Annotated in this window: 14 protein-coding genes; 3 read left to right on the forward strand and 11 right to left on the reverse strand. The window is 57.2% G+C overall.

What is annotated here, in order from left to right; genetic code table 11:
• Nucleotides 1-313, forward strand: a 313-nt coding sequence (locus C9I57_RS33025; protein WP_219909883.1) for a hypothetical protein, incomplete at its 5' end; no start/stop codon positions are given.
• A 167-nt stretch (nt 314-480) separates the two neighbouring features.
• On the opposite strand, the gene C9I57_RS18370 is transcribed toward C9I57_RS33025, so the two are convergent.
• A complete protein-coding gene (locus C9I57_RS18370) occupies nt 481-705 on the reverse strand; it encodes a helix-turn-helix domain-containing protein (RefSeq protein ID WP_107152091.1) in 225 nt (74 codons plus the stop codon).
• A gap of 316 nt (nt 706-1,021) precedes the next feature.
• Between C9I57_RS18370 and C9I57_RS18375 the strand changes: the two genes are divergently transcribed.
• Complete coding sequence (locus C9I57_RS18375) at nt 1,022-1,441, forward strand: ACT domain-containing protein (RefSeq protein WP_107152092.1); 420 nt, start codon at nt 1,022-1,024, stop codon at nt 1,439-1,441.
• Between the two features lie 385 nt (nt 1,442-1,826).
• On the opposite strand, the gene C9I57_RS18380 is transcribed toward C9I57_RS18375, so the two are convergent.
• The 5 genes from C9I57_RS18380 to speB form a co-directional block, all read right to left on the reverse strand.
• The gene (locus tag C9I57_RS18380; protein ID WP_107152093.1) at nt 1,827-2,687 is read right to left on the reverse strand and encodes an IclR family transcriptional regulator; all 861 of its coding nucleotides are present in this window, start codon (nt 2,685-2,687) and stop codon (nt 1,827-1,829) included.
• Between the two features lie 120 nt (nt 2,688-2,807).
• Entirely contained in the window at nt 2,808-4,349 is a 1,542-nt protein-coding gene (locus tag C9I57_RS18385; RefSeq protein WP_107152094.1) for a long-chain-fatty-acid--CoA ligase, read from the reverse strand.
• 1 nt (nt 4,350) lies between these two features.
• Nucleotides 4,351-5,208, reverse strand: coding sequence for an enoyl-CoA hydratase/isomerase family protein (locus C9I57_RS18390; protein ID WP_107152326.1), 858 nt, complete (start codon nt 5,206-5,208; stop codon nt 4,351-4,353).
• A gap of 17 nt (nt 5,209-5,225) precedes the next feature.
• Nucleotides 5,226-6,623: an aminotransferase family protein gene (locus tag C9I57_RS18395; RefSeq protein WP_107152095.1), complete on the reverse strand. Its 1,398-nt coding sequence runs from the start codon at nt 6,621-6,623 to the stop codon at nt 5,226-5,228.
• Between the two features lie 21 nt (nt 6,624-6,644).
• Nucleotides 6,645-7,604: an agmatinase gene (speB, locus tag C9I57_RS18400; protein ID WP_107152096.1), complete on the reverse strand. Its 960-nt coding sequence runs from the start codon at nt 7,602-7,604 to the stop codon at nt 6,645-6,647.
• Between the two features lie 173 nt (nt 7,605-7,777).
• On the opposite strand from speB, the gene C9I57_RS18405 reads away from it, so the two are divergent.
• Nucleotides 7,778-9,049 carry a M20 family metallo-hydrolase gene (locus tag C9I57_RS18405; RefSeq protein WP_107152327.1) on the forward strand — a complete coding sequence of 424 codons (1,272 nt, stop codon included), beginning with the start codon at nt 7,778-7,780 and terminating at the stop codon, nt 9,047-9,049.
• Between the two features lie 69 nt (nt 9,050-9,118).
• Here the strand turns inward: C9I57_RS18405 and ubiA are convergent, their stop codons facing one another.
• The 5 genes from ubiA to C9I57_RS18430 all read right to left on the reverse strand — a co-directional run bounded on the left by ubiA (nt 9,119) and on the right by C9I57_RS18430 (nt 14,358).
• On the reverse strand, nt 9,119-9,970 hold the full coding sequence (gene ubiA, locus C9I57_RS18410; RefSeq protein ID WP_440130225.1) for a 4-hydroxybenzoate octaprenyltransferase: 852 nt from the start codon (nt 9,968-9,970) through the stop codon (nt 9,119-9,121).
• Between the two features lie 76 nt (nt 9,971-10,046).
• Nucleotides 10,047-11,165 (reverse strand): alcohol dehydrogenase family protein, encoded by a 1,119-nt coding sequence (locus C9I57_RS18415; RefSeq protein WP_107152098.1) that lies wholly within the window; start codon nt 11,163-11,165, stop codon nt 10,047-10,049.
• 22 nt (nt 11,166-11,187) lie between these two features.
• Nucleotides 11,188-11,994, reverse strand: coding sequence for an ABC transporter permease (locus C9I57_RS18420; RefSeq protein WP_107152099.1), 807 nt, complete (start codon nt 11,992-11,994; stop codon nt 11,188-11,190).
• The gene (locus C9I57_RS18425; protein WP_107152100.1) at nt 11,991-13,259 is read right to left on the reverse strand and encodes an ABC transporter permease; all 1,269 of its coding nucleotides are present in this window, start codon (nt 13,257-13,259) and stop codon (nt 11,991-11,993) included. Before C9I57_RS18425 ends, C9I57_RS18420 begins: the two co-directional genes overlap by 4 nt.
• 7 nt (nt 13,260-13,266) lie before the next feature.
• Nucleotides 13,267-14,358, reverse strand: a complete 1,092-nt coding sequence (locus tag C9I57_RS18430; RefSeq protein ID WP_107152101.1) for an ABC transporter ATP-binding protein — start codon at nt 14,356-14,358, stop codon at nt 13,267-13,269.
• Between the last annotated feature and the right edge of the window lie 310 nt (nt 14,359-14,668).

A 14,668-nucleotide genomic window follows, 5' to 3' on the forward strand; every position in this document is an offset into this window, starting at 1 on the left:
CTGCACCGCGACTTCGGGATTCGCTGCCAGTTCTTCCATCGTGTACACCTGTCCATTAAAGTTGTTAATGGGCACGATGCTCGCGTCAGAACTCCTGCGCTTCAAGGCGCCTTTGCCGGGTGCTTACAGTCAGCGGCCGCGAGCGCGATACAGCCGCGACATCTTCGGCACCGTTCTGCGGGCGACGCGCGCGTCGCAGGTCGATTTTCACGATATCAACGCAAGCTCCAGCAATGGCCTAAGCTGCTATTGTCCTGCGCAAACATCATTGAGCGCTATGCGGCCGTTCGGCGACTGCAACCTCCGAATGTAATGCGATGCATCGTCGATCGAGCCGACGGCAGCGCTTTGCATGGTCCGGATAGTCAACCTTGACGCGAGCGTATGCGGGGCCGGATGAATGGTGGAGTGGCATCGTTGCAGTTGTTGCTCTGTGAGCGGCGCGAAGGGCATGAACGGCCCCCAACGAATGTGCGCTGTTCACGCAAGCTCATCAAATTCGAGCATTGAAGCGGGTGCAATCCCGAGTGTAGCGGCCAGCACGCAGATGTTATAGAGGGCGATGTTGCGCTGGCCCCGCTCGATGCCGCCGATGTACGATCGGGCGAGTCCACTTTCGAGCGCGAGGCGCTCCTGCGACCAGCCGCGCGCTTTGCGAAGCGCAATCAGGCGTTTTCCAAATAGGGCGAGCGGGTCGTACTGCATCGAGATCTCGAGGGGACGGATATCGAAGCGTACGGATTTGACCTGTTTGAGGCCACGCTCTATGATAGGACGCACTATGAGTGACAATCTTCGCATCGGCCACAATAGTTCGGCGGATGCCGCTCCTTGTTAAAAGGCCAGCATCTCCCTCAAAGGCTGGACTCATCGGCAGATTCCGGAACCGGGGGAGGGGGAAGCTGGCGCGCGCGTGAGCGGCGCAAAAGCGCGAGTTGAAGTGACACTAGCGCGCCGGGCGATGTGACTGCTGGCGCGCCTTGCTCCATTGGTACTTTTGAATGGGAATCCTACAGTGACAGTGAGCCAGGCGATTTCGGATCTTGAGCAATTGCTAGCGTCGATGCAGCCGCAGCTGAATGACGGCGTCTATGTCTTCTCGTCCTTTCACACGGATAGTGACGTATCGCAGTTCGCACCCCTGGCGACATTTCGTGAGCGCGAGGGACTGACCGTCATCATCGATGAGCCGACGGCGGTGCGCGAGGGGCTGCCGGTACTGTTCCGCGCGGCCTGGATTACTTTGACCGTCCATTCGGATCTGCAGGCTGTGGGACTCACTGCGGCGGTGGCGGAGGCGTTGACGAAGGCGAGTATTAGTTGCAATGTCGTCGCCGCGGCTTTTCACGATCACATTTTTGTGCCGGTGGAGCGGGCGAGGGATGCGCTTGCTCAGTTGAAAGACCTCCAGGTGCGGGCGAGACAGAGCACGCTGGGTTAGGGTTAGGCCGACGCGTGCCGAGCCGCTTCTGAAGGGCATTCCCTTCAAGGACGGCCCCGGTGATTGAAAGCACGCCGGCTCCTCAAGCGCTTGCCGCCTGATCATGCCGTTCCGACCGCATACACAGACTTGGCGATTGCTCCGATTGCTTACGAATAGCCGTAGTTTTCGGATGCGCATCGCACTATCGAGTTGATCGAAAGCCGTCCCGGCCGGTCTTAGCAGTGGGCGAGGCGAATCATGCGCCAGCTAGCGCATAAGCGCCGTCAACGCATCGAAGCCGGCTGATGTATCGCGTGTCGTCGTTGCATCAGCAATTGGAGCATAAGGGTTCGCGGTCCGCACTGGTGCGAATAGTCCCTTATCGACACTTGCGCGATGCGAATTAACGTGTCGCGTTTCGCGCCATGTAGGCGTTCTCCGGACGCTCCGACTCGAATCGGGGAGCGGAATTATCGTTGAACTGAGCGGGCAATCGTCGTGTAAGTGCTCTTGACAGTCTCTGTGCTACCGAAAGGAGGCAAGTTACTATATGCTCCTGTCGGAATGTCATTAAGAGTCGCTCCTTTAATCCAACCAAACCTACTGCGTACAGAACACCCGCCCCCTGTATTTCAACGGGGCAGCTTACTGAGAATACACCCGCATCATATTCGTCATCATTGATCGCGTAACCCGTAGCCCGTATAGCGGTCAGATTGTCCTTAATCTTCGTCGGGTCCGTAACAGTGTTGGGCCTGAACTTCTCATGCGGCCCCGATAGATAACGGTCAATAGTTGCTTCCGGTTGAAAGGCCACGAGCGCTTTGGCGGTCGACGTCGCGTGAACCGGAAAGTCGGCGCCAGGGTAGACGAGGGTGCGGGCCGGGTCCTCCGGTGGCACTATCAAAACCAGTTCGATTCTCTCACCGTTCAACTTCGCGAGGTATCCGACCTCACCGAAGCGGTTGGCGACGATCTGAATCTCGCGCCGGGCAATTGTCAACGAAGATGTGCCATCTGTGCTGCAGCGAAAGAGATCCAGTATTCGAGGACCAATGAAATAGTTGGACCTGCCGCGCTGACCGGTCACAAATCCCGCCCCGATCATGCTATTGATTAGGCGGTGGGCTGACGGCATCGGCAATTGCGTCCGCGACGAGATTTCAGCCAGGGACAGCCCGTCCGATGACGTGGAAATGGCTTCAAGTATCGCCGCTACCCTCTCCAGTCGACCAGCTTTTTCACCGTTTGTCTGCATTGACATTGCCGTCAGCCTCGTTTCTTGCTTCTCAACTTTATCTTTCCCGCATGTGCTGCTCGCATCAGCGGCGTAAACCGACCATCATCCCGCCTCGACCGGGACGACGCAAACTCGGCGCCGTATTCAGGAGTCACTCTTTCGCAGTTCCCGCTTCAGCACTTTGCCGGTGGCGTTTTTGGGTAACACGTCAATGAATTGCACAACCGATGGCTTTTTATAGGAAGCCATATTTGCCTTGCAATGCTCGATGACCCCAGCCGCGTCGAGGTGTTGGCCAGCACGCAACACGACGAAAGCCTTGACAAGCTCTCCCCATACTTCATCGGGAACACCCACCACCGCCACTTCTGCCACCGCGGGGTGGGAGCAAATGACCTCTTCCACTTCCCGCGGATAAATGTTCGAGCCACCGGAAATGATGAGATCTTTCTTGCGATCAGTTAAAAAAAGGTATCCCTCATTGTCTAGGTAACCGACATCGCCGGTATGTAGCCACCCGTTGCGTAGGGTCTCGGCCGTTGCCTCGGGACGATTCCAGTAGCCTTTCATAACGAGGTCGCTGCGCACGCAGACTTCTCCGAACTCGCCCACACCGACTTCCGCGTCATCATCATCCAGAATCGCAATGCGCACGCCGGGAAGCTCACGGCCACACGAAGCGAGTCGTTTGATCTTCGCCTCATCGTCGCCGACTGTGTGCGACGCCTTCGGCAGTGATGCGACGGTCATGGGTGCCTCGCCCTGTCCATAAATCTGAACGAAGACGTTGCCAAAGATGTCGAGAGACTTCCGGAGCTGGTTGACGTACATCGGGCCGCCGCCGTAGATGACATTCTTCAGCGACGAGAGGTCGTATTTGGCGTGTGCATCGGACTGAAGCAACATCGTAATCATCGTCGGCGCCATAAACGTTGAAGTTACGCGGTACTTCTCAATTGCCTCGAACACCTTCTCCGCATTGAAGCTTTTCGATAATGGGAATGCGTTCGCGGCACCGACCGCCAGGTGGGGCATCATGCAACTGGCCGTTCCATGTGATATTGGCGCGACGTGAAACATGACATCGCTGGGAGCGACATCCGGAACAACGCCTAACAAGAACTGCTGACACATCGTGACAAGATTCCGATGCGTTTCCATTGCTCCCTTAGGCTTTCCGGTCGTCCCCGACGTATAGAAAAGCCAGGCGATGTCATCGGGGTCGATGACGACCTCAGGCGGTGTGGCGGGGAACTGCAGAAGGAATTCTTCATAGTCGGTGTCCGCGACTCGATGCTCGCCGCCAATACATGTCCAGAGCTTGACCTCGGGTACCAGCGGTTTCAGTTCGGCAACATGAGCAGCGAAGTCTTCACTGTAGAAGACGGCTCGAGTGCCGGAATCGGAAATCAGAAACGCATACTCGTGGACATGAAGCCGGGGATTCATGGGGACGGCCGCGCATCCGGCTGACATTGCAGCCAGGAACGCTTCGAGTCCCTCAAAGCGGTTCGCGCACAGGATGGCCACGCGTGCGCCTTTCCCTACGGTTGCGAGAAGAGCGTTGGAAATCCGATTAATCCGGCTCACACCGTCCTGGTAGGTGATCCTACGGTCTTCGGCAATCCACAAGATGTTGTTCGGTGTGCGCAGCGCGGACCGCTGCACCCAATGACCCGCGTGCATGTTATTCCCCTGAATTCAAGATGCGATTCTTGCTTCCCCAACCAGCTTCCTGATACGTACCTCGGTCCGAAGACGGGAAGCTGGCCGCCCGTTTTTCCTTGACCGAATGAACGCCTTCACGTGCGTCTTCGTCAACGAAGTTGAGCATTTCCATGGCGACAGAAAGGTCGAAGATCGGAGCAACAGGTTTGTACCAGTGATTCAGGGCCCGTTTTGTCCAGCGAATCGGCAGTTGGCTCCCTTTACTTAAGGTGTCCGCTACTGCCAAGGCACGTTCAAGCAGTTGCTCGTGGGGGACACACAGGCTAACAAGGCCGATCCTTTCTGCTTCCGGGCCATCGATGAAATCGGCGAGCAGCAGGTGGTACTTGGCCTTCGCCATGCCGCACATCAATGGCCACAGCATCACTGCGTGGTCACCGGAGGCAACACCCAGGCGCGTATGCCCGTCGCTCAGCCTCGCTTGGTCTGAGATGATGCTGATGTCAGCTGTCAGCGCTGTTGCCAGACCAGCACCCACGGCGACGCCGTTAATCGCGGAAATGATGGGCTTTTCCAGATTCATCATGTTGTTCACGATATCCAGCGCTTCCTGACCCGTGCGAAGAACACCCCAATAGTCCTCCAGGTTGCGTCTGACCATGTCCAGGTCACCGCCCGCGCAGAAGGCTTTTCCTGCTCCCGTAATTACGGTCGCGCGCGTCTCGGGGTCGTCACCGATCGTGAGCCAGATCTTGCTCAATTCCCAGTGCAGTCGCTCATCGGTGGCGTTGTATTTTTCCGGTCTGTTAATTGTGACCAGAAGGACACCTGGCGACGGTCGGTCGAACTTCAGATGCTGATATTCGCTGTAAGCAATTGACATGTCCGCTCTTCCTATAGAGCACCGGCGCGGTGCAGCTCTTCAGTGAACTCGGTCAACGTAATTTCCAGTCGCTCCATCATGTCGTCGACCTGGGCGGCTGTCATGGTTAGCGGTGGCGCGGTCATGAACCACTCTCCAAACCGGCCACCACTGGTGCGGCGGGCGTAGATCAAGAGGCCGTGCTTCATGCCGATCTGACGCACGCGATCAGCAGCTGTCATCTCGGGCGGTAGCATCTCGCGAGTTTCCTTGTTCCTCACCATTTCAACAGCGGTGAGCATGCCTTTGCCACGTACGTCTCCAATGATTGGCGACCTTTCCTTGAGATCCAGTAGGCGCTCTAGCAGATAACTCCCGACGCGCGAGGCGTTACCTATGATGTCGTTCTCAATAGTTTCGTCGATAACGGCACAAGCGCCCGCACAGGTGATCGGGTTGGCGTTGTATGTGTGCGCCAGATTGAAGCCGGTGAGTCCTGCCAATTCATCGACGAGTGTCGCCGGCGCCAGAACGGCACCCAGTGGGGTGTATCCGGCCGCTAGTCCTTTAGCGAGCACGACAAGGTCAGGTTTTGCAGCAGGCCAATGACTATTGGCGAGGAATTTTCCCGTTCTGCCTGCGCCGCACATGACTTCGTCGAAGATGAGAAAGACGCCATACTTAGTGCAGATACGCCGGATTTCACCGAAGTACTCCGGCGGAGGAACATTCGCTCCGGTCGAAAGGCCTCCAATCGGCTCGAAGATGAAGCAGAGGGTGTTCTCAGGGCCAAGCCGGAGGATTGCTTCTTCGAGTGCTTGAGCACACTGCATTGCATACTGGACTACGCTCGTGCCGTCCGGGCGCCGGTACGTGAACGGCGTCGGGATTTTCTCGGAGAACTGAACCATGTCTCCGTAAACGGGAGCGAAGTCCAGATCGCCCGTTATTGCAATCGTGCCAAGCGTGCCACCGTGATACGAGGGCATGCACGAGATCACGCGCGTCTTCTGGTGCATGCCTTTGGCGAACGCGTACTGGCGGCAGAACTTGATGGCCATTTCGTTAGCCTCAGAGCCGCCAGATGTGAAGTGGCATCGTTCAAAGCCAGGGCCGGCGAGCGTCGCGACCCTACGTGAGAGTTCCGCGTTCGGCTCGTGGCGGGAAACGCGCACATAGCTGAAAGACAACTTTTTGCCTTGCTCGTACATCGCCCGCAACACCCGCTCATTACCCTGCCCGATGTTGCTGACGATCGCACCGGATGAGACATCGATAAACCGGTCGCCAGAGTCGTTCCACAGGTAGATCCCTTCACCCCGAACAATGGTGGGTAAATCCTTCGTGTTTTTACGGCTGTAGAACAGGTCTTGAGGACCGCCGACGGGAAAGTCCGACAGAGGAACATCGCGTTTAGCAGTTTGCGCCATGATGTTTAGCCCGGGTGTCAGTTAGCGTTTTGCGTTCGACTTTGCATGTGCGGTCACACACAGGATCTCGAACATCAGATTGGCAGCGTTGATGGCCGTGTGGCCAGACGGGTCCAGAAGTGGTGCGACTTCGCAGACATCGCCGCCGATAACATCGAGGCCAAGCGCGCTACGAATGATGACTTGACAGTCGCGCATCGAAAGTCCGCCTGGCTCAGGGGCGCCCGTACCAATTGCGTAAACTGGGTCTAAGCCATCAATATCGAATGTGATGTACACCGGCCCGCCTGTCACGGTCTCAAGCATCTTGTTGATGACCCCGGCCCGTCCCATCTCTTCATAGTCGTCCATCGTAACGACCGCCATTCCGGCGTCGTAGGCGTATTGGATATCGCCTTCGCTAAAGCGGGTGCCACGCAAACCGATCTGGATCACGCGTTTCGGGTCAATGATGCCGTCCTCGACACCGCGGCGAAAGACGGTGCCGTGGTTGATGCGGCTTCCATAGAGCTCGTCGAGTGTGTCGGAGTGTGCATCGAAGTGGATGATGCCTAGCTTTTCATCCTTCGGCGCCAATCCACGAAGAATCGGATAGGTGACGGTATGGTCGCCTCCGCAGGAGATTGCGGCAATGCCGCGATCGCGAAGGCGCGCGTAATACGCCGTGATCGCGTTGAGCGTTTGTTCGTTGTCTAGTGGGTTGACCGGCGCGTCCCCAATGTCGGCGATCCGCTGCAACTCGAAGGGGCAAATTCCACTTTTCGGATTGATCTTTCGAATGAGGCGCGACATTTCTCGCACTTGCGCAGGCCCTTGCCGAGCGCCGTTTCGGTTCGTACAGCCAAGATCGTACGGAACACCAACGAGCGCGATGTCGACGTCCTCTAGGTCTCGCGAGTACGGTGCGCGCATGAAGGTCGCCGGCTCGGCGAAACGGGGAACGATACCGGAGTCAAGGAACTGGTCAGCAGGGGAGTTCATCGTCTTTTCCTCTGAGTTAGGGCTGTTGCGAAATTTCACTTTGTCGTCTAAACTTCCATAAAATGAAATCTAGCAAGAATTTCTCGAAATTGCTAGTGGCAAACAGAAATCTTCGGGCGCTCTCCGTGGACCACGCTGGGCAGGGCAATCACTTCTCTCCACAGGTGTTGCAGATGAATTTCGATTTCACAGGCCGTCTCACTGATCATGTGTCGCAAGAGCGACTTGCCGGACTGGTTTCGGCTCTCGCTGAAATCGGCAAATCGGACGGAGGCGGCGTCAACCGGCAGGCGCTTACCCCTCAGGATGTGGCTGCGCGTAAGTTTCTTTCTCAAATCGCTGCAGATTTGGGATGCGAGGTCTATCGCGATGCGGCAGCGAACGTCTTTTTTCGCCGCAGGGGAACGACCGACGCTCCGCCAGTGGTGACGGGAAGTCACATTGATACGCAACCCACCGGAGGTAGGTTCGACGGAGCGTACGGGGTGTGCGCAGGACTGGAAATGTTGGCTGCACTGAGCGACGCTGGCGTTACCACCGAGCTACCTCTCGAAGTTGCCATCTGGACGAATGAAGAGGGCTGCCGTTTCGCACCTGGGTCAATGGGCTCTGCAACGTTTGTTCACCCTGAGCTGCTGACCAGCTTCGGCGAGAGCACCGACTCTGCAGGCGTCCGATTCGCTGAAGCGTTGGCTGATGCCGCGGCCGCGCTCGGCGAGATCCCGCTCGTTCCGCTGAAACGTACGTTTTCCGCTTTCATCGAAGCACACATCGAGCAAGGCCCAGTGCTTGAGCGGGAGGGTAAAAAAATTGGTGTCGTGAGTGGAATTCAGGGTGTTCGCTGGTTTCGGGTTTCCGTGCGAGGGCGGACTTCCCACGCCGGCACAACGCCCATAGAGTTTCGGAAGGATGCAGTCCTTGTGGCAACGGAGCTAGTGCAACAGGCATACGTTGCCGCCTACGAAAGCGACACGGATTTGCGGTTGACTGTCGGACGCTTTGATGTTTCCCCCGGTGCGACAAACACCATCGCAAGTGAAGTCAATTTCACAATTGACTTGCGGCACCCGTGCGAGGGTGTCCTTGATGACTTCGAGGCCAAATTTCGTTCGTGGACGCGACGACAATCCCCATGCACAATTTCGCTTCAAGAGCTGATGCGTCATAAGCCGACACCCTTCTCGGGCAGAGTGAGGGCGGCCCTTATTGGAGCGGCTGAGCAATGCGGAGAGCCCTGGCAAGAGATTCTGTCCGGCGCGTTTCACGATTCAATGTACCTGGCGGAACATTGTCCAACTGGAATGCTATTCATTCCGAGCAAGGACGGGCTGAGTCACCATCCTGGAGAGTTTTCAGCTTCGGATGAATTGGCGTGGGGGGCCAAGGCGCTGACGCTGGCGATGTATCGGCTCGCGAATCCGTTACTCGACGGGGCGGCCAATTAGCCTGTCGCCGGTACCTGGCATGTCACCAGAGTAAGACGTTACTCGTAGGGATGACCGCTCCGGAGTGGATCAGGTCAGGGCCCATGCGAGCCCCACCAGCATGCAGAGGCCAGTGCGGTGCGCGCGATTGAACGCCTCGAAACACAGCGCCGGGTCGCGGGATCCCATCTTGAAGCACTGGTCGACGACGCACCCGAGTGCGCCTGTCCATCCGACCCAGAACGCAGCGGTCCATCCCGAAGCGATAGCCAGTACGGCGAAAATGCCCAGATATGCGGCAAAGCAACCGCTGGCGGCCAGCACCTCATGTCGACCAAAGGTAATCGCGCTGCTCCTTACGCCTGCCAGAAGGTCATCCGGCCGATCGACCATTGCGTATGCAGTATCGTAACCGACGACCCAGAACAGGTTAGCGGCGCACAACCACCATGCGACCGCAGGGACGAAATCCAGCACGGACGCGAAAGCCATCGGGATTCCAAAGCTGAACGCGACGCCGAGCACGACTTGGGGCAGACCAAAAACGCGCTTGCCAAGCGGGTAGCAAAGCGCAATCGCCGACGCACCGAGAGCGTACAAGCCCGTCAACGCATTCAAGGGAAGCAGCAGCAATGCAGCGAGCACCAGCAACAAAAAAAGAAATCGCCGCGCCTGTTTGCGCGATATCGCGCCGCAAACAAGTGGACGGTGCTTGGTCCGCGTGACGTGGGCATCAAAACGCTCGTCGGCAAGATCGTTTGCGACGCATCCGGCCGAACGCATCAAAAAGCTTCCCAGTATGAATGTAACCAGCAGGTGAGGCGGTGGATGCCCGTCCGCCGCTATCGAAAGGGCGCCTAGCGTCGGCCATAGCAACAGAAAGGTCCCGACGGGCTTGTCAACGCGGGCGAGACGAAGGTATGGGCTCGCCCTGTCAAAAATGCTCATGTATATGGAATGTCGGCGGAATTAAAAACGGCCCCACCTGCGGGGCCGGCGCTCGAAGAGTACGCAGCGCTTAAGCGGAGGCGTCCACGTCAATGACAATCTTGCCAACGTGCGACTTTTTCATGAACTCCGCCTGCGCCTCGCGCAACTGCGCAAGGGGGAACGTCTTATCCACCATTGCCTTGATCTCGCCATTTTCAATGTATTGCACGAGGTTACGCGTGGTGTGGGCCACGGGATTCGCGATACCGTACATTTCAAGATCCTTGTAGATCAGGTCACGCAAATCTACTTCGGAAATGGGTCCTGCGATCGCGCCTCCCGTGCTGTATCGGCCACCGCGCTTGAGCACACGCAAAAGCCCCGTAATCGAGTCTCCGCCCACCACGTCGGCAACAACATCGACGCCACGACTTCCCACAATCTTCTCAACTTCCCCCACGATGTCAACGCTTTCCCGCGGAATGAAATAGTCGGCTCCCAGCTCCAGGATTTTCCTTCGCTTGCCTTGCCCCGCAATTGCAATTACCACACAACCCCGGCGTTTGGCCAACTGCACGTTCGCACTACCCACCCCGCCCGCAGCACCCGTCACGAGGACAACTTCGCCAGCTTTTAGGCGAGCGCGCTCGAGCATTTCCTCCGCTGTTGTGAAGGCGCAAGGGAAGGTAGCCATTTCTATATACGAAATGTCAGCAGTCACCGTGAAGGCATTCTCGACCGGAATCGCCGCATATTCTGCGTACCCACCGTCGCATTCGCTGCCAACGAAGCGCACGCCTTCTTCGCGCAACGGTGCCGACGGATCACGGATGACCGGGTCGACCATCACGCGGTCGCCGATTCGTTCTGCATCGACTCCTTCGCCAACATCGACGATGCGGCCCGCTATCGCGGCGCCCTGAATACGGGGAAACGCGAGACTCGAGCGGTCCCAGTTGCCTAGATCGGCGGTGTCAGGATCAATGCCTTTGCTGCCGATTTCTTCGGTCATGCCCGAGCGAACGTTCGGGCTATACCAGCCGGTGCGTGTATTCAGGTCAGTGTTATTGACACCGCACGCCCCCACACGGATCAGGACCTCGCCCTTCCCGGGGCGAGGTGTTGGAATATCTTCATGATATTCAAGCTTCTCAAGGCCACCGTGACCCGTGAGTACGACAGCGCGCATTGTTCTGGGGATGTTCATTACTGGGTTCTCCAATTAGCTATCATGCGTTGCTGAACTTTGATGACCATGCCCGGAGGTATTCGACGGTCAGCAACATGCATATCGAAACCATCGTGAGGATTACGGCCGCTGCAAGGATCGTTGGGCTTAATTCCTCGCGGATTCCGCTCCACATGATCAACGGGATGGTTCGCTGGTCGACGCCGGCAATGAAGAGCGCCATAACAACTTCATCCAGTGATGTAGCGAATGCGAAGATGGCGCCCGACGCCACACCGGGCGCGATGAGCGGCAACGTCACCCGGAAGAACGTTTCAATTGGCGACGCTGAAAGACTCAGCGAGGCCTTTACTAGGTCGTAGTCGAAGCGGGCCAACGCCGCACTAACCGTAATGACGACGAGCGGAACTGCGACGATTGTGTGCGCAATCACCAGGCCGGTGATGCTCTGTGTAAGGCCCCAGCGTGAAAAAAGGAAATAGATGCCGGCTGCCGTGACGATAACGGGCACAATCATTGGCGAGAGGATCAGCGCTAATAAAGTCTTCTTGAACGGTGTGTCGCGCCGGCTAAGTCCAATTGCGGCCACGGTCCCTAGCGTAGTTGCAACGAGTGTCGTCAATGAACCGACGATCATGGAATTCACGATCGCGTCACGCCAGACTTGGGATCCAAAGAAACTTGCGTACCATCGTAAGGAAAAGGCGTCACGATGGAGCTCCAGCATCCCTGGAGTGAACGTCAGGTATCGTTGTGCATTGAATGAGAGTGGCACACAGATGAGAATGGGGGCCATCATGAAGAAGAAGACCGAACCACAGATGACGTAATATATTTTCCGGATCATTTCGGAGCTCCCAGGAGTTCTGCGCTGGCAAGTGTCCTGAACATCCAGAAGATGCCTGCAACCAGAACCAGGAGGCCGACCGAGAGCGCCGCAGCCAAGCCCCAGTTCAACGAGGACTGCATGTGATAGGCGATCAGATTCCCCACCATCTGTCCTTGGCTGCCACCGACAAGCGCGGGCGTGATGTAAAAACCAAGCGCGGAGATGAAAACCATCATGGCTCCGGCGCCAATCCCGGGCACGACCTGAGGTATGTAGACGGAGAAGAATGCCTTGACGGGGCCAGCACCAAGGGAGCGTGCGGCCCGAACATAGTCCTTCGAAATGCCTTTCATGACGCTGTACAACGGAAGGATCATGAACGGCAGCAGGATGTGTGTCATCGCGACAATCGAGGCGAAGCGAGTGTAGGCCAATTGGGGGCGGGCGTTCTCTGCAACCATGCGCAACCAGACAAGCAGATCCACGAGTGGACCGTTGGTCTGGAGAATGACGAGCCACCCCGAGGTGCGGACGAGCAGTGACGTCCAGAAGGGAAGCAGCACAAGCATCATCAACACGGTGGCTGTGCTGCGACGCGCCGTGGAAAGCAGATGTGCGACCGGAAATCCGAGAAGCAGGCATGCAAGTGTTGCGCTTACAGAAATCACGAGCGTGTTGGTGAAAACAGAGAGGTACAGTCGCTGGTCCGCAGGCTGCAACGCGACGCTGCCGGTCGCGGTCTGGCGCAAGTCCACCGCGGCAAGAAGATTTTGCGCAGTGATTGTTCCGGACGAGTGCTTGATGACACCCCAGGGCTCGGGTGTGCCCCAGCGCGGGTCGATATCGACGAATCTATGCTTCCACGTACCCTGAGTTCCTTGGTTCCCGTCCAGTTGGCGAACTGTCTTACGCAGAAGGCCTTCGAACCCGGCGTACCTGTAGCTCAATTCCCGAGCGACTGGTCCGAGTTCGTCATGGTCGTCAAGCGTCAAAAGGTCTTTTGCCAGCGCACGATATGCACCTTCCGGCGGCGAGTTTTCACCGCTCCAGTTTTTTAGCTGAGCATGGACCTCGGCGAGCGGTATCGCCACGGTGGTCGTATCAACCGAGCGGTACAACATCTGAACGATCGGGAACAGGAAGAAGGCGGCAAGAAAGGCGACAAGCGGCAATATCAGAAGTAGCGCGCGAAACTGGGCGCGGAGTTTTACGTGCCGATACTGCCGATCGGTGGGCAAGGAAGGGGCTGTAGGCGGGACGTATGCAGTGTTTGGCATGTTCATTTTCACCTCACGCAGCTGACCGAAACGCAATACAGTCTTCTGAACGGAAGCCAACCGTTACCGTATCGCCGATCTGGATGCGCCCACAGTCGCGATCATTTGCAAGCTTCGCGACCAATCCATCGCCCTCGTCGCGCGCCAGCCGCACTCGAACGTGGTCGCCCTGATAGATTCGGTCCGTGACCCTGCAGCTGAATCGGTTATTCAATGAGTCGGCTAGGGCGCCAAGGACGATACGTTCCGGGCGGATGGATAGTTTTATCGAGTCGCCAACCGCGGCCGCAGTACCGATGCCAGTAGCAGTGAGTTTGCCCATTCCTGGGCTTTCAACGACCCAGCTCTCAGAACAAATTTCGGACAGCCTGCCGCAAAGCTGATTGTTTTCGCCAATGAACGAAGCGACGAATGCATTGCTCGGTTGCTCGTACAGCGCGACGGGAGAGGCAAGTTGCTGAACGATGCCCTCATTGAAGATTGCAATGCGGTCAGACATTGTCAGCGCCTCGCTCTGATCGTGAGTGACGTAGACGATCGTAATGCCCAGTCGCGCATGCAGTTGTTTGATTTCGTATTGCATGTGTTCTCGCAATTGCTTGTCGAGCGCGCCAAGTGGCTCATCCATCAGAACGATGCGGGGCTCGAACACGATCGCGCGCGCAAGAGCGACGCGTTGGCGTTGACCGCCCGATAACTGCGCCGGAAGGCGGTCACCGAGCCCCTTCAGTTTCACCATGTCGAGCGCCGCACCGACTCGCGCAGCAATCTCGGCACTAGGCCGCCGCCGCACCTTGAGGGGGTAGGCAACGTTATCCGCCACCGATAGATGTGGAAAGAGCGCGTAGCTCTGGAAGACCATTCCGATATTCCGCTTGTGAGGGGCGACGCTGGTGATTGCGGTTCCGTCCAGAAATATCGAGCCACTACTGGGTGTCTCGAAGCCGGCAAGCATCATCAGCGTCGTCGTTTTCCCGGAACCCGAAGGCCCAAGGAGTGTAAGGAACTCGCCTCGCTGGATGCTGAGGTTGAGCCCGGCAACCACTGGGGTATGGCCGTCGTAGCTCTTGCGGACGTCTCGGAATTCGGCTATCGCGTCTTTCATTGCATGCTCCTGCGGGGGGCTGGCGGTACACTGAGATATTTCTAAAATTAAACGATACTTCCGTTTTTTGCAACGTGAACAAAAATAGGGGTTTGTCCGCATTCGCGTCGAGAACGCCGGCTTCGCATGGAGTTCGTTCGTTCCTCGATGGTCGTGTGATAGCGCCCATCGAGGACGGCTACAACGGAAAGCAACGCTGCAGGCTGCTTTCCGCGGGATAGTCCGCGCCGGTTGCTCGGGACCGTGGCAGCTTCGATCGCCTGACATTGCGTTTTTCGCCGTATGATTGCGGAATACGTGCAATCTGCTA

Origin of the sequence: Trinickia symbiotica, from assembly GCF_003028655.1 — a bacterium.
Lineage (GTDB): Bacteria > Pseudomonadota > Gammaproteobacteria > Burkholderiales > Burkholderiaceae > Trinickia > Trinickia symbiotica_A.